Annotated in this window: 23 protein-coding genes; 13 read left to right on the forward strand and 10 right to left on the reverse strand. The window is 62.8% G+C overall.

The window, feature by feature from the left end; translation table 11 throughout:
* Nucleotides 1-77 precede the first annotated feature (77 nt).
* Nucleotides 78-344, reverse strand: a complete 267-nt coding sequence (locus tag AArcSt11_RS00460; protein ID WP_250593657.1) for a DUF7967 family protein — start codon at nt 342-344, stop codon at nt 78-80.
* 104 nt (nt 345-448) lie between these two features.
* Here AArcSt11_RS00460 and AArcSt11_RS00465 point away from each other — a divergent pair, with 104 nt between their 5' ends.
* Complete coding sequence (locus AArcSt11_RS00465; RefSeq protein WP_250593658.1) at nt 449-1,477, forward strand: glucodextranase DOMON-like domain-containing protein; 1,029 nt, start codon at nt 449-451, stop codon at nt 1,475-1,477.
* 123 nt (nt 1,478-1,600) lie between these two features.
* Here AArcSt11_RS00465 and AArcSt11_RS00470 read toward each other — a convergent pair whose 3' ends face one another.
* Nucleotides 1,601-1,936, reverse strand: coding sequence for a DUF8062 family protein (locus AArcSt11_RS00470; RefSeq protein ID WP_250593659.1), 336 nt, complete (start codon nt 1,934-1,936; stop codon nt 1,601-1,603).
* Between the two features lie 92 nt (nt 1,937-2,028).
* Between AArcSt11_RS00470 and AArcSt11_RS00475 the strand changes: the two genes are divergently transcribed.
* The 7 genes from AArcSt11_RS00475 (at nt 2,029) to AArcSt11_RS00505 (ending at nt 12,130) form a co-directional block, all read left to right on the forward strand.
* Entirely contained in the window at nt 2,029-2,928 is a 900-nt protein-coding gene (locus AArcSt11_RS00475; protein WP_250593660.1) for an SDR family oxidoreductase, read from the forward strand.
* A 68-nt stretch (nt 2,929-2,996) separates the two neighbouring features.
* Complete coding sequence (locus tag AArcSt11_RS00480) at nt 2,997-3,416, forward strand: PPC domain-containing DNA-binding protein (protein WP_250593661.1); 420 nt, start codon at nt 2,997-2,999, stop codon at nt 3,414-3,416.
* A complete protein-coding gene (gene polC / locus AArcSt11_RS00485; RefSeq protein ID WP_250593662.1) occupies nt 3,417-9,068 on the forward strand; it encodes a DNA polymerase II large subunit in 5,652 nt (1,883 codons plus the stop codon).
* A gap of 64 nt (nt 9,069-9,132) precedes the next feature.
* Nucleotides 9,133-9,336, forward strand: a complete 204-nt coding sequence (locus AArcSt11_RS00490) for a hypothetical protein (RefSeq protein ID WP_250593663.1) — start codon at nt 9,133-9,135, stop codon at nt 9,334-9,336.
* A gap of 118 nt (nt 9,337-9,454) precedes the next feature.
* A complete protein-coding gene (locus tag AArcSt11_RS00495) occupies nt 9,455-10,702 on the forward strand; it encodes an OFA family MFS transporter (RefSeq protein WP_434803484.1) in 1,248 nt (415 codons plus the stop codon).
* Between the two features lie 195 nt (nt 10,703-10,897).
* On the forward strand, nt 10,898-11,191 hold the full coding sequence (locus AArcSt11_RS00500; RefSeq protein ID WP_250593664.1) for a hydrogenase maturation nickel metallochaperone HypA: 294 nt from the start codon (nt 10,898-10,900) through the stop codon (nt 11,189-11,191).
* Nucleotides 11,192-11,221: 30 nt separating this feature from the next.
* Complete coding sequence (locus AArcSt11_RS00505; RefSeq protein ID WP_250593665.1) at nt 11,222-12,130, forward strand: ketopantoate reductase family protein; 909 nt, start codon at nt 11,222-11,224, stop codon at nt 12,128-12,130.
* On the opposite strand, the gene AArcSt11_RS00510 is transcribed toward AArcSt11_RS00505, so the two are convergent.
* Nucleotides 12,127-12,486, reverse strand: a complete 360-nt coding sequence (locus tag AArcSt11_RS00510) for a NifU family protein (protein WP_250593666.1) — start codon at nt 12,484-12,486, stop codon at nt 12,127-12,129. The genes AArcSt11_RS00505 and AArcSt11_RS00510 overlap by 4 nt on opposite strands.
* A 55-nt stretch (nt 12,487-12,541) precedes the next feature.
* On the reverse strand, nt 12,542-12,859 hold the full coding sequence (locus AArcSt11_RS00515) for a DUF5783 family protein (protein ID WP_250593667.1): 318 nt from the start codon (nt 12,857-12,859) through the stop codon (nt 12,542-12,544).
* A 123-nt stretch (nt 12,860-12,982) separates the two neighbouring features.
* Here AArcSt11_RS00515 and AArcSt11_RS00520 point away from each other — a divergent pair, with 123 nt between their 5' ends.
* Nucleotides 12,983-14,041 (forward strand): S1C family serine protease, encoded by a 1,059-nt coding sequence (locus AArcSt11_RS00520; protein ID WP_250593668.1) that lies wholly within the window; start codon nt 12,983-12,985, stop codon nt 14,039-14,041.
* Between the two features lie 95 nt (nt 14,042-14,136).
* On the opposite strand, the gene AArcSt11_RS00525 is transcribed toward AArcSt11_RS00520, so the two are convergent.
* From AArcSt11_RS00525 to AArcSt11_RS00545, 5 genes are all read right to left on the reverse strand, one after another.
* Nucleotides 14,137-15,339 (reverse strand): MFS transporter, encoded by a 1,203-nt coding sequence (locus tag AArcSt11_RS00525; RefSeq protein ID WP_250593669.1) that lies wholly within the window; start codon nt 15,337-15,339, stop codon nt 14,137-14,139.
* Nucleotides 15,340-15,411: 72 nt separating this feature from the next.
* Complete coding sequence (locus tag AArcSt11_RS00530; RefSeq protein ID WP_250593670.1) at nt 15,412-16,293, reverse strand: phosphate ABC transporter ATP-binding protein; 882 nt, start codon at nt 16,291-16,293, stop codon at nt 15,412-15,414.
* On the reverse strand, nt 16,290-17,150 hold the full coding sequence (locus AArcSt11_RS00535; RefSeq protein WP_250593671.1) for a PstA family ABC transporter permease: 861 nt from the start codon (nt 17,148-17,150) through the stop codon (nt 16,290-16,292). Before AArcSt11_RS00535 ends, AArcSt11_RS00530 begins: the two co-directional genes overlap by 4 nt.
* Entirely contained in the window at nt 17,150-18,070 is a 921-nt protein-coding gene (gene pstC / locus AArcSt11_RS00540) for a phosphate ABC transporter permease subunit PstC (RefSeq protein WP_250593672.1), read from the reverse strand. Before pstC ends, AArcSt11_RS00535 begins: the two co-directional genes overlap by 1 nt.
* A gap of 6 nt (nt 18,071-18,076) precedes the next feature.
* Nucleotides 18,077-19,051 carry a PstS family phosphate ABC transporter substrate-binding protein gene (locus tag AArcSt11_RS00545; protein ID WP_250593673.1) on the reverse strand — a complete coding sequence of 325 codons (975 nt, stop codon included), beginning with the start codon at nt 19,049-19,051 and terminating at the stop codon, nt 18,077-18,079.
* A 505-nt stretch (nt 19,052-19,556) separates the two neighbouring features.
* On the opposite strand from AArcSt11_RS00545, the gene AArcSt11_RS00550 reads away from it, so the two are divergent.
* The 3 genes from AArcSt11_RS00550 to AArcSt11_RS00560 are packed head-to-tail and all read left to right on the forward strand — an operon-like array spanning nt 19,557 to nt 22,837.
* Nucleotides 19,557-20,849 (forward strand): O-acetylhomoserine aminocarboxypropyltransferase/cysteine synthase family protein, encoded by a 1,293-nt coding sequence (locus AArcSt11_RS00550; protein WP_250593674.1) that lies wholly within the window; start codon nt 19,557-19,559, stop codon nt 20,847-20,849.
* A 28-nt stretch (nt 20,850-20,877) separates the two neighbouring features.
* Nucleotides 20,878-22,107 carry a homoserine O-acetyltransferase MetX gene (gene metX, locus AArcSt11_RS00555; protein ID WP_250593675.1) on the forward strand — a complete coding sequence of 410 codons (1,230 nt, stop codon included), beginning with the start codon at nt 20,878-20,880 and terminating at the stop codon, nt 22,105-22,107.
* 49 nt (nt 22,108-22,156) lie between these two features.
* Entirely contained in the window at nt 22,157-22,837 is a 681-nt protein-coding gene (locus tag AArcSt11_RS00560) for a class I SAM-dependent methyltransferase (protein WP_250593676.1), read from the forward strand.
* A 1,071-nt stretch (nt 22,838-23,908) separates the two neighbouring features.
* Here AArcSt11_RS00560 and AArcSt11_RS00565 read toward each other — a convergent pair.
* Complete coding sequence (locus AArcSt11_RS00565) at nt 23,909-24,460, reverse strand: DUF1684 domain-containing protein (RefSeq protein ID WP_250593677.1); 552 nt, start codon at nt 24,458-24,460, stop codon at nt 23,909-23,911.
* Nucleotides 24,461-24,792: 332 nt separating this feature from the next.
* Between AArcSt11_RS00565 and AArcSt11_RS00570 the strand changes: the two genes are divergently transcribed.
* Nucleotides 24,793-25,386 carry a hypothetical protein gene (locus AArcSt11_RS00570; protein WP_250593678.1) on the forward strand — a complete coding sequence of 198 codons (594 nt, stop codon included), beginning with the start codon at nt 24,793-24,795 and terminating at the stop codon, nt 25,384-25,386.
* The last annotated feature ends 8 nt before the right edge of the window (nt 25,387-25,394 follow it).

The following is a 25,394-nucleotide window of genomic DNA, read 5'->3' on the forward strand; positions in this document are numbered from 1 at the left end:
CCATTCACGACCGCATTATATAATTTCTTTGTGAAACAGCGTGGAAAAGTGTCGGAGCGCACGGTCAATGCTCCCTCTCAGAGTGTGTCGTCAGGGTCGTGCTCGCTCGCCATCCGGTCGGCTTCGGCGGCGTAGCGCTCCCGGAGCGCGTCGTCGTCGACCGGCTGCAGGTCGCTCTCGGGGACCGACCGGGCCGCCGTCACGTCGAGTCGAAAGAGCATGTTCGCGGAGAGGTCGCGCTGGTGATATCGGCTCCCGTCGGGCGTCGCGTAGACGAACGAGACGAGGTTTTCGTCGCTATAAGAGCGTTCGACGAGCCAGCACTGCACCGAATTCTCGGACATACGACCGCGTAGCACGGCGGCCGATTTGTATCTGGCGCGAGACCGGTGTAGCAACGATGCAATCATTCATAATGTTTTTATACCTATAATCGAATCGTTTGCATATGAAACGTAGACAATACCTAGCAGGCATTGGCGCAATCAGCGCAGCAACCGTCGTGGGCGTCCCGTCCGTTGCGGGTGAAGAGGACGACGCGATCGCACACTGGGACGTGCCGGAGGGGACTGACGTCGGTCCCGGTAACTACACGTATCCGACGACCGACGAAATCCCGGAAGGGGAGTTCGATCTTGCCGGGTTCACGATTCGCTCCGAAGACGGTGAGTACCACTTCACACAGGAGTACCATCACGGTATCACGAACGAGTGGGGTGGCGACTACGGCTTCTCCCACCAGTTGATTCAGATTTACTTCCACAACCCGGACGCTGATGGAGGGACGATCGAAGCACGGGAGGGCATCAATGCGACGTTCGAGGCACCACATCATCATCGAGTCGTCGTCTCGCCGTTCGAGGACGATTTCGAGCCCGTCGTCGAGGACGCCGAGGGGAACGTCGTCGACGAGGACGTCGAGATCAATACCGAGGACGGCGACAAGATCACAGTTTCCGTTGACGAATCCACACTCGACTATCTGGAAGACGGTGCGGTCGCCGCGCTCTCTGTTGGCTTCGATGGCTACGCCGAGGGGATGGTCCGTCAGGTCACGGCAGACGGCGGCGAGTGGGAGTTCGGCGGCGCGGAGAACGACTACGCCCCACAGGTCATCGACCTCGTAACGCCCGATGACGTCAGTAACGAGGACGCGCTTGCGTACTCCGACGGCGAGTTCGCCGAGATCCCGCTCCTCCAGGTTGGCGATGAGGAGGTCGACGACGACCACGACGAGGAGGTCGACGATCCGAACGGCGACGATGATGACGCCAACGGCGATGATGACTACGACGACGATGACGCCAATGGCGACGACGATGTCAACGGTGACGACGACCCGAACGGCGACGATGATGACGACGACGAAGCCGACGACGACGGCTCGCCCGGCTTCGGCATCGGTGCGGCCATTGCTGGCGCGGCAGGTGGTGCGCTCGCGAAAAAACGTCTGAGTGACGACGAAGTCGAGGAATAACGGCTGAGATACCGCGATCAGTTCTTCCGATTTTATTGATACAGGAGTGAGCGGCTGGCAGAACGTACCGGGTACCGGTAGGTTCGGTTGACGTGTTCTGCAGGGAGTACTCTTGTAAGCCACCTACTCCGTCCGCTCGATGAGACTGACCGTGTCGTCCCCGCCCCGGATTTCGACGTCGTGACGCGTGTGCCGGGCATGCAACTCGGCCCAGCGTCGCACGCCGTGTTCGGCCAGTTGCTCCTCGCTTGCCGGACACTGTCGGCAGTTCGCCCGCCACGTCGCGACGTCGTCGGGGAAGTGGCCCGTGTGGCGCATGTGATCGAGCGCGAACTGTTCGACGGCCTGATTGCCGAGGCCCATGTCGTCAAGTTCGTAGGCGAGATCCCACTCCCGATCGCACCGCGAGCAGGCGATCGTCGGCGTGTCATCGATCTCGTGGGGCGCGTCGTCGGTCATTGGTCGTTGTTCTCGACCAACGCTTTTGAATCCCGCTGTCGAACACGACGGGTCTCGAAACGATTACGTCGGGGACGCGGCAACTCGAAGCTGTGTCCGACACGACATCGGCCGAGGTGCCGGAGTCCGGGAGTGACAGCCCTGTCGTCCTGGTTACCGGCGCTGGCTCGGGGATCGGCGCGGCGACAGCGCTTGCGTTCGCCGAGAAGGGCTGGACGGTGTACGCGACGGACGTCGAGACGCCGTTGTCCGAGGAGATTCAGGCACGCTGTCGGACGCGCGAGCTGGACGTCACCGACGACGAACAGTGTCGGGCAGTCGTTGCGGACGTACTCGCGGAGACAGGCCGACTCGACGTGCTGGTGAACAACGCGGGCTACGCCGTACCGGGGGCGATCGAGGAAGTGCCGGTCGATGAGACAAAAGCGGAGTTCGACGTGCTGGTTCACGGTCCACACCGGCTGATCAGGGAGGTGCTGCCCGCGATGCGCGAGCAGGGATCGGGGACTATCGTCAACGTCTCCAGCGTGCTCGGGCTGGCCGCCTATCAGGGGCTGGGCAGCTACGCGGCAGGAAAGGCCGCGATGGAGGCGCTGTCGGACTCGCTCCGGCTGGAGCTGCGCGGAACCGGGGTTGACGTCGTCCTCGTCGAGCCGCCGTGGGTCGAGACGCCCTTCGCCGACGACGCCCGGGCGGAGCTCGCCGGGCGCGAGCGCCACGAGAGCTACGCGGAGACGTACGCCGCGCTGGAGGACGGCTGGGCACTGGACGGCGGGCCGCTCGCGCTCTCCCCCGAGCGGGTAGCCGATACGATCGTCGCCGCGGCGACCGACCGCTCGCCACGGGCACGATATCCTGTCGGGATCGTGGCGACGTTCATCAGGTGGACGCGCTGGTTTCCGCCCGCGCTCCTCGATCCGATCCGGCGCGCGTTCGGGTGGGCAACGACCCGGATTGGACGGATTGACGCACGCCTGAGACGATGGCGGTAGTGGGACGGCACGCAACAACCTGAACGCCAACACGCAGGTTTTTGTTCGTGGGGAACGGCCAATTGGCTATGAACTATCGGGAGGTCACGACGACCGGGGAGTACCTCGCGAGCTTAGAGCACGGTGCGGACTGGCGCGAGGAGATCGAAGCCCTCGCGGGCGAGGTCGACGCCGACGCGGCGTGGTTCACGGCACTGGGGGCGGTCCAGGACGCCGAGGTGTGGTTCTACGATCAGGACACCACCGAGTACGAGTGCGTCTCCTTTGACGAACCGCTGGAAGTCGCAGGCTGTGTCGGGAACGTCTCCTTGCTCGATGGCGAGCGGTTCGCTCACACCCACGCCGTCCTCTCGCGGCCGAGCGGCGAGGCCCTCGCGGGGCATCTGGATGCCGCGACCGTCTGGGCGGGCGAGGTGTACATGCGGACCTTCGAAGAATCACTGGAACGGGACCACGACGAACGAACCGATCTGGATCTCTGGTTATAGATGCGAGACGAAGACGAACGCTACTTCGACCGGCTGGAAACGGAACTCGACGCCGCGATGGACGTCGCCAGCGAGGCGAAAGCACGCGGCGGCGACCCGAAGCCGGAGGTCGAGATCCCCATCGCCAGGGACATGGCCGACCGCGTCGAGAACATCCTCGGCATCGACGGCGTTGCCGAGCGCGTCCGCGAACTCGAAGGGGAGATGAGCCGCGAGGAGGCCGCACTCGAACTCGTGACTGACTTCGTCGAGGGGCGGGTCGGCGAGTACGACTCGCGCGACGGCAAGATCGAAGGCGCGGTCCGAACGGCGGTCGCCCTGCTGACCGAGGGCGTCGTCGCGGCACCGATCGAGGGGATCGACCGCGTCGAGATCAACGAGAACGACGACGGCACCGAGTTCGTCGCGGTCTACTACGCCGGGCCGATCCGTTCCGCGGGCGGGACCGCACAGGCGCTGTCGGTGCTGGTCGCCGACTACGCTCGCTCGCTGCTCGACGTCGACGAGTTCAAGCCCCGCGACGACGAGGTCGAGCGCTACGCCGAGGAGGTCGGCCTCTACGACAAGGAAACCGGCCTGCAGTACTCGCCCAAAGACAAGGAGACGAAGTTCATCACCCGAAACTGTCCGATCATGCTCGACGGCGAGGCGACCGGCGAGGAGGAAGTCTCGGGCTTCCGGGATCTCGAACGGATCGAGACGAACAGCGCCCGTGGCGGGATGTGTCTCGTCCTCGCCGAGGGGATCGCGCTGAAAGCCCCGAAGATCAAACGCTACACGCGGAATCTGGAGGAGGTCGACTGGCCCTGGCTTGACGACCTGATGGACGGTACGATCGGCAAGGACGACGGGGACGCCGACGAAGGCGACGAGGACGAGAGTGAGGACGAAGACGGCGGCGAGGCCGGGGCTGACAAAGCCGACGAACCGGCCGAGCGCGAGGGACCGCCGCGGGCCGAACCGAACGGCAAGTTCCTCCGGGACCTCATCGCCGGGAGGCCAGTCTTCTCACACCCGAGCGAGGAGGGCGGCTTCCGCCTTCACTACGGGCGGGCACGGAATCACGGCAACGCGACCGCCGGCGTCCATCCCGCGACGATGCATCTGGTCGATGACTTCCTCGCGACCGGCACCCAGATCAAGACCGAGCTGCCCGGCAAGGCCGCAGGCGTCGTGCCGGTCGACACCATCGAGGGGCCGACGGTCCGGCTGGCCAACGGCGAGGTCCGCCAGATCGACGACCCGGCGGAGGCCATCGAGATCAGAAACGGCGTCGAGAAAGTCCTCGACGTCGGCGAGTATCTGGTCAACTACGGCGAGTTCGTCGAGAACAACCACCAGCTCGTGCCCGCGGGCTACACCGTCGAGTGGTGGGTCCAGGAGTTCGAGGCGGCCGGAGCGGACGTCCAGGCGATGCGGGACGATCCGGGCGTCGATCTCGCGGACCCCGACCCCGAGGAGGCGCTCGACTGGGCCACCGAGTACGACGCGCCCCTGCACCCGAACCACACCTGTCTCTGGCACGACATCGACGTCGAGGCGTTCGAGGCGCTCGTCGCGGCCGTCGAGGACGGGACAGTCGACGCGGACGTTCCGGCGATCGAACACAAGAGCGTCGAGCCGTCGATCCTCGACGTGCTCGTACTGCCGCGTTCCGAGACCGTCCGGGAGGCCATCGAGGCGCTCTTGCTCGAACACACCCAGACTGACACGACACTGCGGATCCCCGTGTGGCGGCCGTTCGTGCGCTCGCTTGGCTTCGCAGTCGATGGCGAGGACCTCACGCGGACGTGGGACGAGCTGTCGGCCGACGCCCGGTCGTGGCCCAACGCCGTCGAAGCCGTAAACGAGGTCGCACCCTTCACTGTCCGGGAACGCTCGCCGACCCGTGTCGGAAACCGGATGGGCCGACCCGAAAAGTCCGAATCACGCGAGCTCAGCCCCGCCGTTCACACCCTCTTCCCGATCGGCGAGGCCGGGGGTACCCAGCGCAACGTCGCCGACGCGGCCAAACACGCCGACTCGATGACCGACACGCCCGGCGAGGTCGAAGTCGAGGTCGGCCGCCGTGAATGTGTCGACTGTGGCGAACACACGTTCAAAACCCGCTGTCCGGAGTGTAACGGCCATACGGAGCCACACTACGAGTGTCCCGACTGTGAAAGCCGGCTGTACCCCGACGAGTCGGGCCGGGTCTACTGCGACCACTGTGAGGTCGAGGGCACCAGCGTGGAGACGCGCGTCGTCGACGTCCACGCGGAGTACCGCAATGCGCTCGAATCCGTGGGCGAACGCGAGAACGCCTTCGAGATGCTCAAAGGCGTCAAGGGGCTGTCCTCGCACAACAAAACGCCCGAGCCGATGGAGAAAGGCGTCTTCCGTGCAAAACACGGCGTCTCCTCGTTCAAGGACGGCACCGTCCGGTACGACATGACCGACCTGCCGATCACGTCGGTCCGCGCGAGCGAACTGGACGTCACGGTCGACCAGCTACGCGGGCTGGGCTATCAGGAGGACATCCACGGCGAGGCGTTAACTCACGAGGACCAGCTCGTCGAGCTGAAAGTGCAGGACGTCGTTCTCTCCGACGGCGCGGCGGAACACATGCTCAAGACCGCGGACTTCGTCGACGACCTGCTGGAGAGCTACTACGGGCTCGACCCCTACTACGAGGTCGAGGACCGCGAGGAACTGGTCGGCGAGCTCGTCTTCGGGATGGCCCCCCACACCAGCGCGGCAACCGTCGGACGCGTAATCGGCTTTACGAGCGCAGCCGTGGGGTACGCGCATCCGTTCTTTCACGCGGCAAAACGCCGGAACTGCTTCCATCCCGAGACGGAGATCACATATCGCTCACCCGACGGAGAGTGGGAGCGAGTCGAGATCGAACAGTTCGTCGAGGAGCGCCTCGACGAGCCGAGAACGGATGACTTCGGGACACTGGTCGAAGAACTCGACCAGCCACTGTATGTCCCATCGATGGACGAAGACGGCCAGTCGACTGAGCAGCGGATCGCGACGATCTCGAAACACCCGTCGCCGAACCACCTGATAAAGATCCAGACAACCAGCGGGAAGCAGCTCCGGGTCACCCCGGACCATTCGATGCTTCGATGGGAAGACGGCGTACAGCGAGTGCCAGCCAGTCAGATAGAAGTCGGAGACTCCATTCCGACCCGTTCTACGGGACCCGCTGACCGAACCGCATCAACACAGGCAGTGTCCGCAGACGGTGGTCAAACGGATACCGAGACCGTCGAACGCGTCGAGATAAGCGAATCCGACGTAGAGCACACGTACTGCCTGACAGTTGAACAAACGAACACTCTTGAAGCGAATAAGTTGCTGTCTGGTCAGTGCGATGGCGACGAGGACTGTGTAATGTTGCTCATGGACGGGCTGTTGAACTTCAGTAAGACGTATCTCCCCGATCAACGCGGCGGAAGTGTCGCAGAGAACTCACGGCTCGTTGCTACTGATCCAACAGGAAACGTACGGTTTCTCACTTTTGAAGAGTTCTGGAACAGACTGGACTCGCCGATCGAATATGACGGCAAATTCCGAAAAAAGACCTGTCGCTCGGAAGGCTGGAAGACCTATGCGTTTGATAACAACCACGACGCATCACTGCAACCCATCGAGAAAGCCATCAGATACGAGACAGACGAAGAGCTGCTTCGGATCGAAACGCAATTCGGGCGATCACTGGAGTTGACGAAACACCACAGCCTGTTCCGCTACGGTGAGAACGGTATCGAAGAGATCGCTGGTGCCGAACTGTCGGAGGGCGATCTCGTTGTTGCGCCCCAACAGCTCGATATCGAACCGACCGAAACGACGATCGACGTAACTGAGTGTGTGGAAAAGCCGTACGTCGTAATCGATGACCACGTCGAGGATCTGCTCACCACGATCTGGGAAACGACCGAGAGGGGGGGTCCAGAACACAGGGCGTTCGACAGCGGGCTGTCGTACCGGCTCTCGAGACGAAAAATTTCGTGGGAACAATTTACGACGATTCTCGACACGGCTGGCTATGAGATCCCGACAGATCTAAAAATCGGGTTCGAGGGTTCGACAGATGGGATCGCACGCGAGATCGACATCGACGAGGACTTCGCCTGGCTGCTGGGACTGTATGTCGCTGAGGGGTCCCGTTCGAGTGTCTGTCCAACCATCCACAACTCGGACGAAGACGTGATCGATCATGCAGCCGATATAATCGAATCGACACTCGGTCACGAGCCCGAGCGACGGTGGTCGAACCGAAGTTACGAACTCCGGTTCCCAGCTGTCTTCCGTGCTGTGCTGACTGATCTCGGCCTCGGTGCACATGATAGCTACAGTTCCAGTGAAAAAACGGTCCCCGAGTGTATCCGCAACGCACCGCTGGACACTGCCCGAGCGTTTCTACGGGGATTCATCACGGGTGACGGAAGCGATAGTACGGACGATAACTGTACGACGGTTGCGTTCCATACGACCAGCGAAGATGTAAAAGATGGAATGGTCTTCCTGCTTCACCGGTTCGGACTTGTTGCGAACATCTCGTATCAGGAGAACCGCCCAGGGAATCGACAGCCGATCTATGCGGTTACCGTTTCAGGCGGAGCAACTGACAATCCCTTGCACCGCGTATTGAACGGCAAGCAACCGTATCAACCAAAAAGTCTCGTTGTGGCAATTCCTGAGGCGCTGCGGGAACTACGCGAAATGGAGATACGAGATATCAAAGAGATCATTCCAAAGTATCTCAAGCGTCGGTCGAACATCTCATTGGCCAAACTTACCGAGATATTCGAAGAGCTCAACAGCCGATCACTTCCGGCTGCTGCCGAATCAAAGATTGAGGATCTTCGCCCGCTGGTGAACGGTGATCTGTCATATCTGAAGATACAATCCGTTGATACTGTCGATTATAATGGATATCTGTATGACCTTCAGGTCGGAGGTGAGCCGATTTTCACAGCTAACTGGCTCTATGCGCACAACTCGATGGACGCCCCATTAGTAATGTCCTCCCGAATCGATCCCGCCGAGATCGACGACGAGGCTCACAACATCGACGTCGTCGACGAGTACCCCCTGGAGTTCTACGAGGCGGCCCGCGAGATGGTCGATCCAGAGGACGTCGACATCGAGATCGCCGAGGCGACGCTGGGGACCGATCGGGAGTACACCGACTTCGGGCACACCCACGACACCGCGAATATCGCGCTCGGGCCGGACCTGTCGGCGTACAAGACGCTCGGCTCGATGATGGATAAGATGGACGCCCAACTGGAGATATCGCGGAAACTGCGGGCGGTCGACGAGACCGACGTCGCAGAGCGCGTCATCGAGTATCACTTCCTGCCGGATCTGATCGGGAACCTGCGGGCCTTTTCGCGGCAGGAGACCCGCTGTCTGGACTGTGGGGAGAAGTACCGCCGGATGCCGCTGAGCCGGGAGTGCCGGGAGTGTGGCGGACGTGTGAACCTCACGGTTCACGAGGGATCGGTCAACAAGTACATGCAGACTGCGATCACGGTCGCCGACGAGTTCGGCTCGCGCGATTACACGAAACAGCGCCTCGAAGTGCTGGAGATGAAACTGGAGAGTATCTTCGAGGATGATACGAACAAACAGAGCGGGATCGCGGACTTCATGTGATAAGAGGGGGCGCCAGAGTGGTTTTTGGCCGGGGTTTTTATCCTGCGCGTCCAACCTACGGACAATGTCGCTACTCGGACGGTTCGTCGACTGGTTCGGCGAGCAGACCATGGGCGTGCAGGTCGGGACGACGACCCTGCTCTTTGCCGTCCTGTTCGTGATGGGTCTGTACACGCTTGGCATTCTTCCAGCGGTGATCCTCGTGGCAGTGCTACTCGAACACTGGTACAGAAGCGATATGGACGAGCTAGAGGGGTGGAACGAGTGAACACCGTCCCCGATCGACTACCGAACGGGGACGATGGGCATCAACCAAGTCCCAGCTCTCGGAGATCCAATCGAGCGGCGACGCCACGTTTTTATCGGGGCTTGCCCCTCGTTGGAGTGTGAACACGGCTGCCGACATCGACGAGCGAGCGAAGTCGCTGCTAGGGTACTCGCGCTGGTGGCAGGTCGCCGCCGCCGCGGTGATGATGGCACTCGTGAGCCCGTACCAGTACGTCTGGTCGTCTCTGGAAGGACCGCTCGCGGCCGAACTCGACGCCTCGCTGTCCGCGCTGGGCTTTGTCTTCACCCTGTACGTCGTTGCGATGTCGCTGATCCAGTTCCCGGCGGGCTGGTGGCGGGACCGCTACGGTCCGCGAGCGGTGACGTTCGTCGCAGGACTGCTCGCGGGCGGCGGCTATGTCGCGCTCGCCTTCGCCACCGAACTGTGGCAGGTATACGCCGCCTACGGGATCGGCGCGGTCGGCGTCGGGATGGTCTATACGGTTGCGGTCAACACCGCAGTCAAGTGGTTCCCAGACCAGCGCGGACTGACCACCGGAATTGGTACGATGGCCTTCGCCGCCGGGAGTGCGGCGTTCGTCCCGTTCGTTCGCTACATGGTCAACGTGGATGCACTGTCGACCGGCCTCTGGAGCATGGGCGTCCTCATCGCGGTCGGTATCGTCGTGGGGACCGTCGTACTCAGGGACCCGCCCGTGGGCTGGCACGAGGCGACGGACGAGGGATCGACCGACGGCGGGATCGAGCAACCGGAGACCAGCCGGGTCCAGTACACCTGGCGGGAGATGGTCCGGACCTGGCAGTTCTGGGTCATGTACTTCATGTTCATCGCGGTAAGCGCTGCGGGGCTGATGATCACCGCCCGGAGCATCCTCTACGCGGAGCAGGCCGGTCTGACGGCTGGCGTCGCAACGGTCGCCGCAACCGCACTGCCGATCGCCTCGGGGGGCGGCCGCCTCGTCGTCGGCGCGCTCTCCGATCGATTCGACCGCGAGCGCGTGACCGCACTCTCGTTTCTGGCCTGTGGCGTCGGAACGGTTGGAATCGTCGTCCTCGCCGGGATCGACAGCGGCGTCGGGTACGTACTGACCGTCTCCATCGCCGTCTTCTTCTGGAGCTCGCAGTTCTCGCTGTTTCCCAGTCTGGTCGGCGACTACTACGGGCCCAAACACTCCTCGACCAACTACTCGCTCGTCTACTCGGGGAAACTGTGGGGTGGCGTGTTCGGCGGCGGCGTCGTCGGGTGGCTCGTCGGCATCATCGGCTGGGATGCCACGTTCCTGGTCGGCGGCGCATTGGCTCTGGCTGCTGGTGTTGCCGGGATCTTCCTGCGTGCGCCGCAGTGAGCCATCTCATCCGGTACGGCGGCCGGTGACTCTCCGCCTGCACAGAAGTATCTCGAGTTCACAGCAGTGCAGTATCAATTCTATATAGCCACATATAGTTTACACCTGTATATCAGTCATACCCAGTTCACTCGTCTCAGCCGTCCGAGAGGCTCCCCTGCGGCGTTTATATCCGATCGTGTCGTACGGTCCCATATGAGCCAGCAAACGAAGTCCGACGTATCGCTTGGATCGGCGGTGTACAACGACGACGGAACCAAACTCGGCACCGTTCGCGGCTTCGACGAGAGCGGGTTCTACGTCAGACTCGATCCGGACGCCGAGGCCCAATCCGTCGACCATCTTCGGTCGGGACAGAGCTACGGCGAGATGGACCTGATGTGGCGGTGCTGGCAGTGCGGGGAAATGGGCCAGATAGAGGACATGCCCGAGGACTGTCCGGCCTGTGGTGCCGGCGGTGAAGAGCTATATTACTGGACGGAGGACTAGCTTTTTCGCCGCGCGACGTGCACGTCGGGTATGGAGATTGTCGTGTTCGGGGCGGGTAGCCTGGGGAGTCTACTGGGTGGACTCCTTGGCAGCGAACATCAAGTAACGCTTGTCGGTCGTGACCCTCACATCGCTGCAGTCCGTTCCGGTGGGTTGTCGATCACCGGGACGTTTGACCAGAAAGTACGCCCCGATGCGACGACCGACGGAACGGGGTTGACGGCGGATCTGGCCGTCGTCACTGTCAAGAGCTTCGATACGGAAGACGCCGCCCGGAGCCTCGCAACTGGGGAGTACGACGTCGCGTTATCGGTACAGAACGGGATCGGAAACGAGGAGACCCTGAGTGAGCATCTCGACTATCCCGTGCTGGCCGGGACGGCGACCTATGGCGCACGGCTCGACGAGCCGGGTCACGTCGACTGTACCGGGAAGGGAAAGGTGACGCTCGGCGCACGCAACGGTGGGACGTCATCCACCGCGGACGATATCGCCGCGACGTTCACCGCTGCAGGCATCGACGCCAGCGCAGTACCGGATATGCCGCGCCGACTCTGGGAGAAACTGGCAGTCAACGCGGGCATCAACCCGGTCACCGCACTCTCACGCGTCCGAAACGGTGCTCTCGGGGAGGAACCGCCAAGTGAGATAGCCCGTACCGCCGCAGTTGAGACGGCACGCGTCGCCAGAGCCGAAGGAGTTGATCTAGCCGACGAAACCGTCCGATCAAGAGTCGATACGGTGGTCGACGCGACGGCGAGAAACCACTCCTCGATGTATCAGGACGTGCTTTCCGGGCGGCGCACGGAAATAGAGGCGATCAACGGAGCAATCCTCGAGCGTGCGGAGGGTCACGGGATCGACGTGCCGGTGAACCGGACGTTGGCGGGGCTACTCGGGGCGTGGGAGCGCGAAAACACGAACAACGGGATACGTTAGAAGGGTGCCTGCGGGCCTTCGTCGGCGTCGGCGTCGTCGCTGCTGGATTCGCCTGGGAAGGATGGGCTCATGCCGCCGCCCCCACCGTGACCGCCGTCGTCGCCCGTTCCGGCGTGGACTTTCTCGATTTCGGGGATCTCCTTGACCATCCGGCTCTTGATCGCCTGAATCGTCATCGGGGAGATACCACAGCCGCTACACGCGCCGCCGAGCTGGATGTGGACCTCACCGGTCTCGCGGTCGATGTCCTGAATGGCCGCGCTACCGCCGTGCATCTGGATCTGTGGGAAGTTCCGTCGCAGGAAGTTCGCCACGCGCTCTTCCAGGTCGTCTCCCTCTGCCGTCTCGGTGCTCATATCCATTCGTACGTAGCCAGCGTCCTTAGACCTTTGGAGTCGGGCCTGCTGGCGACTACTCCGTCAGTCCGAACACGCGTTCGAGCTCTGCCTCGATCTCGTCGAGGTAGATGTCGAGCGTTTGCTCCAGTTTCTCGTCGTCGACGATGATCGCCGTCACGCGCTCGGTCGGATTCTCGGGAAGCTCGATCCGGAACTCGCCATCCTCGTAGAACGGTTCGCTCTCATTGAGGATCTGCTGGTCGATCGCATGGATCAGTTCGGAGTCGTACGCGTCGTTCATCGTCTCGAAGGCGTTCTTGTACGCGCGCTGGAGTTCGGGAAAGTAGTGGACGTACTTGTCCTCGAACTTCTCGGGGTCGAACTCGCTCATACTCGGCGTAAGGCCGTTCGTACACAAAAGCAAGCCGAAATCCCACTGTCTCGTTCTCTCCACAGCACGGGTGAGACGACCCCGTGCGAGCGATATATCCGCACGGCGCACTATATTGAGAGTATGACGGACACGGAGACGACACGGCGGCGAGTCCTCTCGGCGACCGGCGCGGCGCTCGTCGGGGGGCTCGCAGGGTGTGTGAATGCGCCGGAGTCCGAGGAGAGCGAAGCGGCGTCGTCCCCGCAGATAGAATCCGACGCGGAGAGCCCGTACGCGGCAGTCTACGAGGCGGTGATCGATTCCGTCGTACTCGTGCAGGTAACCGGATCGGAGTTCGGACAGGGAGAAGGGACTGGCTTCGTCTACGACGACGAGCACGTGATCACGAACGATCACGTCGTAGCGGGAGCCGACGTGATCGACGTCCAGTTCGAGGGCGGCGCGTGGCGATCGGCATCGATTGTCGGCACCGATCCGCACAGCGACCTCGCGGTGCTCGACGTCGATGAGAAGCCGGAATCAGCGACGCCGCTTCGCCTGTCGGAATCGGATGCTGTCGTCGGGCAGGAAGTCGTGGCGATCGGAAACCCGCTTGGGCTCGACGCCTCGGTCTCCCGTGGAATCGTGAGCGGCGTCGACCGATCGCTACCGAGCCCGACCGATTTCAACATCCCCGACGCGATCCAGACCGACGCCGCCGTAAATCCGGGCAACAGCGGCGGGCCGCTGGTAAACCTCGATGGCCATGTCGAGGGAGTCATCTTTGCGGGCGGGGGCGACAACATCGGCTTTGCCATCTCGGCGGGGCTCGCCCGCCGCGTGGTTCCCTCGCTTATCGAGACCGGCGAGTACGAACACTCGTACCTCGGTGTTCGGTTCGCACCAGTTACTCCAGAAATCGCAGAGGCGAACGACCTGGAGGAGGCCCGTGGCGTGCTGATCGCGGGTGTCGAATCGGGCGGACCAGTCGATGGCAGACTACAGACGAACGGAAATCCGGCGAGTCGCGAGGGTGATATCGTGGTTGGCATCGACGGTACCGAGATTCCCGACGGGAACGCGTTCTCGTCGTATCTCGCGCTCGAAACGAGTCCCGGACAGACGGTATCGATGACAGTGATCCGCGACGGCGTTGAGCAGTCCATATCGGTGACACTCGGGTCTCGAAACGACGCCTGACGGCGTTCTGGATTTCTGCGGTTCGATGGCCCTGACAACTGCTACCGCGACGAAACGTCCAGTAATAAATCACATGTCACGATATAAAATACAGATCACTCTGACGAACTGATCGGAGAGGACGGCGCGTCGCCGAGCCCCAGTTTGAGGAAGACAGGTAGCGTGACGAGGGCGATCAGGACTTCGAGTCCGCCGACGACGAGAAAGGCGAGCGGGTAGGTGTAGGCGTCGGCGATCGCGCCGCCGACCAGAAAGCCCGCGAGAAAGCCGACACTGCCGAAGAGGTTGAATCCGGCCATCGCCGTGCCACGGTCGATATCGCTGGCCACGTCAGTTACGAGCGCCATCGTGGCGGGCGCGAGCAGCGCACCGAGGACGCCGATGAGGACCATCCCCGCCCCGGCGAGTTCGACCGTCCCGGCGCGGCCGATGGCGACGATCCCGAGGCCGTACAGCGATGAGCCGAGGACGATGGGGATCGTCCGCCCGATCCGATCCGAGAGAGCGCCAAGCGGGTACTGCAGCAGGGCGAAGGGAGCGAAAAACAGCGCGAGCATGATCCCGCTCTCACCGGGCGAGAGATCGAAGGTCGCCTCGAAGTACGCGACGCCGACGAGCGCAAAAAACCCCGCCGTCATCCGGTCGATCATCCCGAAGGCGTAGGGGATCGACAGCGTCGGCGTCCGCCGGATCGTCGCGAGCGCTTCGCGCGTACTGCGTCGGCCCTGCGGTGCGCGATCCTCGACAAACGACACGAGCACGCCGACGAGTGCCAGCAGGACGGTCGCCGCATACAGCGGGGCTAGCGGGGAGAGTTCGGTTAGCTGTCCGCCGATTGGCGCACCCATGGCGGTGCCAAGGCCGATGGCAATTCCCGCCGCACCCATGTTGCGGCCGTGGCCCCCATCGAGATCCATCAGCATCGTGATCGCCAGCGAGAACGCGCCGATGGTCGCCGCGCCCTGCAGGACGCGCAAGAGGAGGACGGTCTCGAAGGTGGCAAGCGACAGCCATGGCAGAACGGCCAGCAGGCCGTAGCCGAGTGCGCCGCCGAGCGCGCCGAGGACGATCCAGGGGACCCGTCGCCCCGTCGCGTCGCTGATCGCCCCCCAGACCCCGACAAAGACGATGAACGCAGCGAACTCGGCACCGAGAAACCACATCCGGGGCTGGAGTTCGGTCGTCGCGCCTAGCGTCGCGACGAGCTGGCCGAGACCGGGGTACAGCAACACCTGCGCGAGCAAGACGACGTAGATGACCGCCGCGAGCAGGAGGCGTTCGCGTCGCGTCGAAGACACGCGATGGTATTAGTCTGCGATCAGGTTACCTGTTATGTTTCGCGTCGTGTCCGGCCCGAAATCGTACTCGTGTCACTTGGCGGGCGTTGTGGGACGCTGATCCACATCGGTATTCGTGTTCGCTGACGCGGACTGCTCGGTCCCGTTGTCGGGGTCGTCGTCTCCATCGCCAGCGTCGGCTCCCGTGCCGTGACCGCCGATGAACTGCTTCGTGCGCTCGTGGCTCGGATTCTCGAAGAACGACCGGACATCACCGCGCTCGATGACCTCCCCGAGGTACAGGAAAACAACCTCGTCGGCGATCCGTCTGGCCTGGTTCATGCTATGTGTCACCATGATGATTGTGTACTCGTCTTTCAGATCGACGAGAGTCTCCTCTACGCGCTCGGCCGAGATCGGATCGAGGGCCGAGGTTACTTCGTCACAGAGCAGGACCTCCGGCTCCACTGCGAGCGAGCGTGCGAGACAGAGCCGCTGAATCTGTCCCGTCGAGAGCGACGCCGCGGGCGTGTCCAGACGGTCGTGAACCTCCTCCCAGAGGTTTACCTTCTTCAGATACGTCTCGACGATCTCGTCGAGTTCCTCGCTCGATTCGTACTCGCCGTGGAGGCGAACGCCGTAGGCCACGTTCTCGTAGATCGAGAGCGGGAGCGGCGTCGGCGTCTGCGGGACGTAGCCGATCCGGCGGCGGATCTCCGGGGCCGGGTCGTCGGTATTGTAGATCGACTCCTCGCCGAGCAACACGTCGCCCTCTATCTCGACGTTGGGCTGGATCTCGTGGAGCCGGTTGAGCGACTTCAACAGCGTCGACTTACCACAGCCCGATGGGCCGATAATCGTGGTCAACTGGTTCTCCGGAAACGCGATGTTGACGCCTTTGACCGCCTCGACGTCCTCGTTTCCGGTGTACGTTACTGACAGGTTCTCCGTTCGAATCGCTGGGGGTCGAGTCATGCGTGTCTACCTCCGGGTACGTACTGTGCGAACCGTCCCGCGAGCAGGCGCGAGACGACGATCAGGCCAAGCACGACGACGATCAGGACAAACGACGCCGCGTACGCGTGTGCTCGTACTTCCTCGTTGAACGACATCGAGTTGTCGAAAATCAGGACCGGCAGCGTCGTCGCCGGTTCGAAGAGGCCGTTCGGCATATTGGTGCTGCGACCGGCGGTAAAGAGGACCGTCGCCGCGTCGCCGATGCCGCGGGCAAACCCCATGATGACGCCCGCGACGATGCCGGGCAGGGCCGCGCGTGCAGTCATCTTCGCGGTCTCGAACCGCGTCGCACCGAGCCCATAGGTCGACTCCCGAACGGTGTCGGGGGCCGACCGAAGCGCCTCGTCGATGTACCGGGTCATAATCGGATACTGGAAGACGGCGATAGCGATGATGCCGAAAAACAGGCTCGTCCGGGCACCGACCGCGATGACGATCGTCAGAACGAACACACCGTAGACGATCGGCGGCGTCGCCCAGAGGACGTTCAGGAACATGTTCACCGCGTCCGAGAACCGTTCGCTGGAGTAGTCGCTCTGGAGGTAGGTTGCGGTCGAGATTGCGAGTATCATCGACACGAGGGTCGCCGGGCCAACGATGAACGCGCTCCCGAGGACGGCGTGGAAGAACCCGCCCGTTCCTTCGAGGGCGTAGCGCGATCCCGGCGGGGAGACCACGATCGAGGGGTCGGCGAGCAGGACGCGGCCCCCGCGGAAGATCGTTACGCCGATCACGACCGCCATGACGAAGACGACGAGGCCGGCAGCGGCCCTGGCGAGCACGCCGAAGGCGCGCTGCTTCGCGTAGCGATCCATCAGTACTGCCACCTCCGTCGGAGGCGGCGCTGGAGCAACATCGCGCCGAAGTTGAAGATCCAGACGACGACGACCAGCATCAGCCCGACGAAGATCAGCGCAGACTGCGTAATCGGGATCGACATCAGTTCGCCGAAGTCGCTGACGATCAGCGTCGGCAGGGTCTGGCCCGTCGCGAACAGCGAGTCGGGGATCTGTGTCTGCCCGCCGATCAGCATCGCCGGGACGATCGTCGCGCCGAAGACTCGCCCGAAGCCGAGCAGGACCGCGGAGAAGATGCCGGGGCCTGCGGCACGCAAGAGCACCGACCGGATCGTCTCCCATTTGGTCGCGCCGACGCCAAGCGACGTTTCTCTGAGCTCGTCAGGAAGCGCTTCCAGCGACTCGACCGACAGCGAGATCATAAAGGGCGTAACGACAATCGCCATCACAAGGCTGACCGTCAGTATTCCTAACCCGGTGGCGCTGGCACCAAAGAGGGGCGCAAGGTAGTCACCGACGAGTGGCACCACGACGACCAGCGCAACGAGGCCGAAGATCACGCTCGGAATCGCCGCAAGAACGTCGATAAATGACGAGACGAGCGTCTTCATCCGGCCCTCGGCGTACTCTGCGATGTAGATCGCCGTCAGGATCGCGATCGGGGTCCCCATGAGCATCGACAGGACGGCGACGTAGACCGTACCCACGATCGCCGGGAGGAAGCCGAAGCTGTTCTGGGAGGGATCCCAGTCAGTCGAGGTCAGCATCTGGACCACCGAGTACTCCGAGAGCAGCGGCAGGGATCGGTGGACAAGCGTGAGCACGATCAGGGCGAACAGCGCGATCGCAAAGTAGCCTGCCATCCGGAGCCACAGCTCGCTGACGCGCTCGATTCGGAGTCGCTGTCCGAGTCGGGGTGTGTCAGTCGATTCGGCCATTCCGGATCACGGTCCCTCGTCGAGATTCGTCTGTGCTTCGTCGACTCGGTCCTCCTCCAGCGGGACGTAGCCGTTATCGGAGACGTACTGTTGGCCCTCGGAGAGGACCCACTCGACGAACTCGTAGGCCTCGTCCTCGAACTCGCCGTCAGAGGAGAGGAACATCTCCCGCGCTGGCGGCGCTGGGTAGATCCCGTCCTCGACAGCGGCGAGGAACTCCTCGCGGGTCTCGTAGAAATCCTCCTCCTCGGAGAGGGTGCCGTCCCCATCGAGATCGATCGGGACGGGTCGGATATCACCCTCGAGTTCGCCGCTTTCGAGATCGTAGACGTAGTTGATGTTGTTCAGCGAGATGGCCGACTCGTCGTTGCCGATGGCCTGCGCGACGCGCTGGTCGCCGTCGTGGTTACCGTCGGACCATTCTTCCATCTCGTTTTCCGTGTGAGCGTGGTCCTCACCGCCGAGGAAGTCGCCCCACTGCATGTACGCCGCGGAGGCGTCCGACCGCCCGTAGACGGTGATCTCCTCGTCGACATCGGTGTCGTAGAGCTCGCCCCAGTTGGTGATCTCGCGGGTGAAGATCGCTTCTAACTGTTCGCGGGAGAGCCCGTGTTCCTGAATCTCGTCGAGGACAGGATTGTTCTCGTTGACCGTCCCGACGACCGTATCGATGAGCATGGGTACCGCGAACAGCCCCTGCTCGATCTCGGCCTCGTCGGGCTGGCGGCCCATCATCGCGATGTCGACCTGCTCGTTGAGAACGTCCGAGACGCCGACACCGGTGCCGCCACCGCTGATGTCGAAGGAGACATCGTGGTCGTCCTCGTAGAGGTCCGCCCAGACTTCGACCATCGGCAGCGGGCCGACACCCCCGGAGATCCGCACCGCGGAGTCCGAGTCACCGAAACAGCCCGCAAGTCCGAGAGTAGCGCCAGTACCGAGAAGCCCCAGTGCGTCGCGACGAGAGTAGTCTCGTGTCATCGTTGAGAGTTCGTACAGGCTACACTCATGTATCCCCTCTCACTCCAGCAAATTCGGGCCGTTCATCGTAAAGCCGGAGAAAATTGCGATCCCTGTGAGAAAGACACATTCAGGATCCCGAAACGGAAGCAGATGGCGATAGATCGGCGCTACCCGAAAATGTCGGTGTAAAAACAGTCAGCTGTACAGTCGCTGTTCCTCAACCAGCTGCAGTATCACCTTGATCGGACCGAGTCCGGGCGATACACTGTCGCTAACGGCCGCCAACCCCATTTGGTAGTATTCGCCGGCTCTGCAGTCGGACCATTGCGTGAGGAGACTGCTAAACTGGAGTAAGCAGCCACAAAACAACGGTTTACATGAACTCTTGCCGACACAGGTAGAAGTAAGAATTTCTGGTTCCCAGCACGTAAAAACAGCATGGGTCATGCAAACAAGCGACAATATTTGCGAATATTGCCGTAACTGACAGTTATAGGAGTGTGGAGATATATGCACAGTACACATGACTAACCGGGATCTCTCGAAGTTTCGAACGCGGAGCCTCCACGCGGGGCAGTCGCCGGACCCGTCGACCCGTTCGCGCGCACCGCCGCTCTATCAGACGACCTCCTACGTCTTCGACGATGCCGACCACGCCGCGGAGCTGTACGCGCTGGATCGCGAGGAGGACATCTACTCGCGGATCAGCAATCCGACCGTCTCGATGCTGGAAGACCGACTGGCGTCGCTGGAAGGGGGAGCGGGTGCAGTGGCGACCGGTAGCGGGATGGCCGCGCTCGACGCGGCGACGCTCGTGCTCGCCGAAGTCGGCGACAACGTCGTCTGTTCGACTGACACCTACGGCGGCACCTCGGCGTACCTCTCACACACCGCGAAACGACGCGGCATCGAGGCCCGGTTCGTCCCGACGCTCGACATCGACGCCTACGAGGAGGCCATCGACGAGGACACGGCCTACGTTCACGTTGAGACGATCGGGAACCCCTCGCTGGTGACGCCGGACTTCGAGGCGGTCGCCGAGGTGGCCCACGCCCACGACGTCCCGCTGGTGGTCGACAACACGTTCGGGACGCCCGCGCTCTGTCGCCCGCTCGAACACGGTGCGGACGTGGTCTGGGAGTCGACCACGAAGTGGATCCACGGCTCCGGGACCACGGTCGGCGGCGTCCTCGTCGAGGACGGCGAGTTCGACTGGGCTGCGGGCGGCTACGAGGAGATCGCGGGCCAGAACGCGGCGTATCACGACACCGACTTCACGCGGGATTTCCCGGAGACACCCTTTACCGCTGCAGTCCGATACCGCTCGCTGCGCAGTCTCGGCAACCAGCAGAAGCCGTTCGACGCCTGGGAGACCCTGCAGGGCGTCGAGACGCTGCCGATCCGGATGGAGAAACACTGCGAGAACGCCGCGATTGTTGCGGAGTATCTCGCAGAGCACGACGACGTGGCGTGGGTATCCTACCCCGGTCTGGAGAGCCACGAGACCCACGACAACGCAACCAAGTACTTGGAGGGAGGATACGGTGGCATGGTTGCGTTCGGTCTCGAAAACGGCTACGACGGCGGGCGACGGTTCTGCGAGGCAACGGAGCTCGCGAGCTTCCTCGCGAACATCGGCGACGCCAAAACGCTCGTGATCCATCCCGCGAGCACGACCCACGGCCAGCTCACCCCCGAGGAACAGAAAGAAGCGGGCGTGACGCCCGATCTCGTGCGCCTGTCGGTCGGGATCGAGGACCCCGCGGACATCCTCGCGGATATCGAGGCGGCCATCGAGGAGGCGACCGCACAATGAGTGGGCGCACAGAACGGGAGGGATGCCGATGAACGCCGACGCCGGCGTCCTCTCGCTTGGCGAGTTCGAGTTCGAGTGCGGCGAGTCGATCCCGCAGCTAGAGGTCGCCTACGAGGCCTACGGCGAGTTCGACGGCGACAACGCCGTCCTCGTCTGTCACGCGCTGACGGGCAGCGCCCACGTCGGGCACCGGCGGCTGGACGACGAACCGGCGGAGGCCCAGCCCACGGGCGGGCAGGCCCACGCCTGGTGGTCGAACATCGTCGGGCCCGGCAAGGCAATCGACACGAAGGAGTACTACGTCGTCTGCGTGAACATCCCCGGCTCCTGTTATGGCACGACCGGCCCGGCGAGCACGAACCCCGAGACGGGCGAGCCGTACGGACCGGAGTTCCCGCCCGTAACTGTCGGCGACTGGACCCGCGCACAGCGGCAGGCGCTCGACGCGCTCGGCGTCGGCCGACTGCACGCCGTCGTCGGCGGCAGCGTCGGCGGCATGAACGTGCTCGACTGGGCCAAACAGTACCCCGACGACGTGCGGAGAGTGATCCCCATCGCGACCGCAGGGCGGGTCGATCCCCAGTGTCTCGCGCTCGATGCCATTGCCCGGCGGGCGATCCGGGCGGACCCGAACTGGAACGGGGGCTACTACTACGACGGCGAGCCGCCGTCGGATGGCCTCGCGCTCGCCCGACAGATCGGCCACGTCATGTACCTCTCGAAGGCCTCGATGAGCCAGAAGTTCGGCCGCCGTGCGGCGGGCCGGGACGCCGGCGGCGAGCCGTTTCCGACGGATGCCGCGGCCGCCTTCTTCCCCTACCGTGATGTCGAGTCGTATCTCGATTATCAGGCCGACAAGTTCGTGGACCGCTTCGACGCCAACAGCTATCTGTACCTGACTCGGGCGATGGATAACTACGACCTCGCCTCTGGCTACGAGAACGACGCCGACGCGCTCGCAGCCTACACCGGCGAGGCGCTCGTGATGAGCTTTACCGGCGACTGGCATTTCACGACCGAGCAGGCAGAGGCGCTCGCGGGAAGCTTCCGGGAGAGCGACGTCGACGTCGCCCACCACGTCGTCGAGTCGGATCATGGCCACGACGCCTTCCTCGTCGAACCGGACAGCGTCGGCCCGCCGGTCGCGGACTTCCTCGCGGCAGGCGTCGACGGGAAGGCCGTAACCGATACCGACGACGATGACCCGCGGGAGGAAAGCGAGTTCGCGCCGGTCCACACCAGCCTCTTTTCGGACTGAGCGCGGTCGGTCCCGAACCAGTTTTTACGGTCGATGGCCTGGTGTCGATATGAGCGTTCGCGAGGAGTTCGACGACTGGGCGAGCGAGGGACGCGATCGGGGGATGGAACAACGACACTGGCACACGGCGAGACACGTCCTCTCGCGGATGCCAGTCGAGGACGGCGAGACAGTACTGGATCTGGGCTGTGGGAGCGGCTACGCCGCCCGAGCGCTGCGCGATGCTGGCGGCGCGGGCCGGGCCTACGGCCTCGATGGCTCGCCCGAGATGGCACACAACGCCCGCGAGTACACCGACGACGACAGCGTCGGCTTCCTGATCGGTGACTTCGGGGATCTGCCGTTTGCGGACGACAGCGTGGATCACGTCTTCTCGATGGAGGCCTTCTACTACGCCGCCGATCCCGTCGAGACGCTCCGGGAGATCCGGCGGATCCTCCGGCCCGGCGGCACCTTCTACTGTGCAGTCAACTACTACGAGGAGAACGTTCACTCACACGAGTGGCAGGAGTTCATCGAAATCGAGATGACCCGGTGGGATCGCTCGGAGTATCGCGCGGCTTTCCGCGAGGCCGGGCTTCACGTCGCCGAGCAGGACACGGTTCCGGATCGTGAGACCGAGATCCCGCCCGCAAGCGAATTTCCGACCGAGGAGTGGGACAGTCGTGAGGCGATGGTCGAGCGATATCGTGAGTTCGGGACGCTGCTGACCGTCGGCATCGCGCCCTAGGAACCGTCTGGTTCTGTGTCGTCGGTGCGACTTCGGCCGGGTGTCGTGCTGGCTCGGTCTGGAGAACGTGATTGACACCACGTATCGGATGTCCCAGAAAGCCCTCGGGCCGCTGGCAGTCGCACAGCGACATATCGCCTCCGGCGATAGGGGGTCGCTGTGACGACCAGGTAAATGCCAGCGCCCCTCGCCCTTTCGATCCGCCAGGACAGCACCCACGCCTGCCCTTCCCCGGCTCGCGCGGCCCGACGGCACGCGCTCGCGGCCCCGCAGGGAGTGCGGTGCCGTGGCGGTTGCAGTGGCGCGCGCTGGCTGGCGCTCGTCGCCAGCCAACCTGTGCGAGGTCTTGGCGAGGGATCCGAGCAGAGGCTCGAAGGACGAGCACGTCGAGTCCTTCGGTGGATGTCGCGGAACGCAGTGGAGCGACGAGGGTGGGGAGGGTGAGGCTGTGTCGGGTGGATCGAAAGGGGCCGTGGCGCTCGGCGGGTCCGCGGCCAGCAAGCACCGCAGCGAAGCGAGGAGCGCACGGGCGCAGAGCCGCCGAGCGGCGCGGGGGCTTTCGGGGCGTCTGTACTTCACTCGGTGAGTCAACCGAATACGGAGACTGCGGCGAGGAATTTCGAGTATCGTCGACAACATCATCTCGGTCAGTTCCCGAAGCGAACAGGAGAGCAACCAAATGTGACGTTGTAAATAATGTTACAATGTTACGCCGCGCGCTCCGGCGACATGCGATCAGCGGTATATTGATTTTCGATCGCTCATCGTTCGTAGACCCATATTTTCTATTCATTCATAACAATATAAATGACAGGCCATGTATGTCACAGAGTATGAATAGAATGGTCACGGCGGCAGGATTAGTTGGACTTCTATTGATTTTGTCAACAAACTATTTGCTTCCAGCCGTTAACTATGAAGGGCTGTTCACCCACGCATTTCTTCCAGTAATAGGATCAATAATGGCAATTGGGTGTGGCCTATACCTTCTTGTATCCGCAGTATCTGATTACGCTTCTTGAGCTACCCACGACTAAACTCGTGGGGTTCAGCGTGGAAGCGGGAGAACCGTCACCGATCCTTCTCGCCCGCCGGAATCACGACATCCAGCCAGTTCTCCTCGGGCGGAAGCGGACAGGCAAACGTCTCGCTGTAGGCACAGAACGGCGAGTACGCCAGATTGAGATCGAGGACGATCTCATCGCCCGTCTCCAGTTCGCGGTCGCTCTCGAACTCGATGTACCGACCGCCCTCGTAGGTCTGCTGGCCGGTCGTCTTGTCGCGGAAGGGAACGAAGTAGCCCTCGTCGCCGTCCTGCTGGTAGGCGTGGAGATGCTGTTCGACGCCGTTGACCAGAAACGCGAGCGTCAACTCCCGCAGGTACCTGACCTCGGTTCCCGCGCTGGTGTCCATGGTCACGGGGGCAGGGTCCTCGTGGACGGTCACGGCGGCGTCGACGCGATACTCGGGGTCGGGATCGAAGTACTCCAGCCCGTCGAAGTCCTCGCGCTCCTCGGGGGGAATCGGCGACTGGCGGTGCTCGGCGAGAAAGCGGTCCTTCTCGGCGCGCTGGGCACGCAGCTCCTCCTCCCAGGCGTCGACGTCGAACTCGGTATCGCTCATACCCGGAGTACTCGGCCGAGGCCCAAAGGGACGTTGCCTGCAGCCGGGTCCACAGCCTTTTATTCGAGCGCACGCCGAGAAGAGTCTCGAAAAACAGGTAGACACAGTATCATCGAGCAGTTCAGCTCCGCCGAGAAGTATATCGAAAACCGTGACGAGACGCACTCAAACTCGCCATCAGAGCGGCCGCTGTGAAATCAACAATGTGCTACCCACGAGCGTTCTTTGATTGTGTCTGTACCCCTGAAGGAGTGGGTGCCCGCGCTACATCTGTCTGAAGATCGTATGCGCCGAAATGTATATATAGGCCAATCTTGTTACACGGTCACAGTATGGCTGATCCAAACAGGTACACCGAGATGGTACTCGACGGACAGGAGTACGAACTCATCCGGGCGAGACACGGACTCCTGAGCCGGTGGTCGATCGCACAGAAGGTCCGTGGCTGTAGCTACCTCCTGTTTGCGGGCTCGGCGACCGTACCAGTGATGGCGTTTCTGCCACAGTCGGTCACCGAGACGTACTTCACCGGGAATCCAGCCGTTACCGAGGTGGCGTTTTCCGCGTTGTTGCTGCTCAGCGTTGCGTGTCTACTCGTTGCAGCGGTCGGTCTGGGCGCGATCTCGGCGTATCAGTCGTCGCTCGAGGAGATCTCCGAGAGTCAGGCGTGGTCGCTGGTCGGCTTCGAGGACATCTTTTCTGGCTTTGGGTTCGTCACGGGGTTGCTCGGGATTACGGCGACGCTGGTGCTGGCGGGACTGGGCCATGCCGGTATCGGGACGCTCGAAAGTCTGGCGGCCTCGGGGGTTCACCCGTACCACGACGAGTTCTTCCTCAGCATGACGGTACTGACCGCGGGCGGGGTCGCTTTCTGTACTGGCACGAACATCTTCGTGGTGGGTACCTTCCTCGAACGGCTGGAGTGACGCGTTCG

The sequence above is a fragment of the Natranaeroarchaeum aerophilus genome (assembly GCF_023638055.1).
Lineage (GTDB): Archaea > Halobacteriota > Halobacteria > Halobacteriales > Natronoarchaeaceae > Natranaeroarchaeum > Natranaeroarchaeum aerophilum.

Excerpts from the sequence above, each read along its gene's own strand:
- AArcSt11_RS00490 (WP_250593663.1), top strand. The coding sequence starts at position 9,133 with ATGTCGCTACTCGGACGGTTCGTCGACTGGTTCGGCGAGCAGACCATG.
- AArcSt11_RS00460 (WP_250593657.1), bottom strand. The coding sequence starts at position 344 with ATGTCCGAGAATTCGGTGCAGTGCTGGCTCGTCGAACGCTCTTATAGC.
- AArcSt11_RS00500 (WP_250593664.1), top strand. The coding sequence starts at position 10,898 with ATGAGCCAGCAAACGAAGTCCGACGTATCGCTTGGATCGGCGGTGTAC.
- pstC (WP_250593672.1), bottom strand. The coding sequence starts at position 18,070 with ATGGCCGAATCGACTGACACACCCCGACTCGGACAGCGACTCCGAATC.
- AArcSt11_RS00550 (WP_250593674.1), top strand. The coding sequence starts at position 19,557 with ATGACTAACCGGGATCTCTCGAAGTTTCGAACGCGGAGCCTCCACGCG.
- AArcSt11_RS00520 (WP_250593668.1), top strand. The coding sequence starts at position 12,983 with ATGACGGACACGGAGACGACACGGCGGCGAGTCCTCTCGGCGACCGGC.
- AArcSt11_RS00560 (WP_250593676.1), top strand. The coding sequence starts at position 22,157 with ATGAGCGTTCGCGAGGAGTTCGACGACTGGGCGAGCGAGGGACGCGAT.
- AArcSt11_RS00505 (WP_250593665.1), top strand. The coding sequence starts at position 11,222 with ATGGAGATTGTCGTGTTCGGGGCGGGTAGCCTGGGGAGTCTACTGGGT.
- AArcSt11_RS00465 (WP_250593658.1), top strand. The coding sequence starts at position 449 with ATGAAACGTAGACAATACCTAGCAGGCATTGGCGCAATCAGCGCAGCA.
- polC (WP_250593662.1), top strand. The coding sequence starts at position 3,417 with ATGCGAGACGAAGACGAACGCTACTTCGACCGGCTGGAAACGGAACTC.
- AArcSt11_RS00510 (WP_250593666.1), bottom strand. The coding sequence starts at position 12,486 with ATGAGCACCGAGACGGCAGAGGGAGACGACCTGGAAGAGCGCGTGGCG.
- AArcSt11_RS00565 (WP_250593677.1), bottom strand. The coding sequence starts at position 24,460 with ATGAGCGATACCGAGTTCGACGTCGACGCCTGGGAGGAGGAGCTGCGT.
- metX (WP_250593675.1), top strand. The coding sequence starts at position 20,878 with ATGAACGCCGACGCCGGCGTCCTCTCGCTTGGCGAGTTCGAGTTCGAG.
- AArcSt11_RS00570 (WP_250593678.1), top strand. The coding sequence starts at position 24,793 with ATGGCTGATCCAAACAGGTACACCGAGATGGTACTCGACGGACAGGAG.
- AArcSt11_RS00535 (WP_250593671.1), bottom strand. The coding sequence starts at position 17,150 with ATGGATCGCTACGCGAAGCAGCGCGCCTTCGGCGTGCTCGCCAGGGCC.
- AArcSt11_RS00515 (WP_250593667.1), bottom strand. The coding sequence starts at position 12,859 with ATGAGCGAGTTCGACCCCGAGAAGTTCGAGGACAAGTACGTCCACTAC.
- AArcSt11_RS00480 (WP_250593661.1), top strand. The coding sequence starts at position 2,997 with ATGAACTATCGGGAGGTCACGACGACCGGGGAGTACCTCGCGAGCTTA.
- AArcSt11_RS00470 (WP_250593659.1), bottom strand. The coding sequence starts at position 1,936 with ATGACCGACGACGCGCCCCACGAGATCGATGACACGCCGACGATCGCC.
- AArcSt11_RS00545 (WP_250593673.1), bottom strand. The coding sequence starts at position 19,051 with ATGACACGAGACTACTCTCGTCGCGACGCACTGGGGCTTCTCGGTACT.
- AArcSt11_RS00530 (WP_250593670.1), bottom strand. The coding sequence starts at position 16,293 with ATGACTCGACCCCCAGCGATTCGAACGGAGAACCTGTCAGTAACGTAC.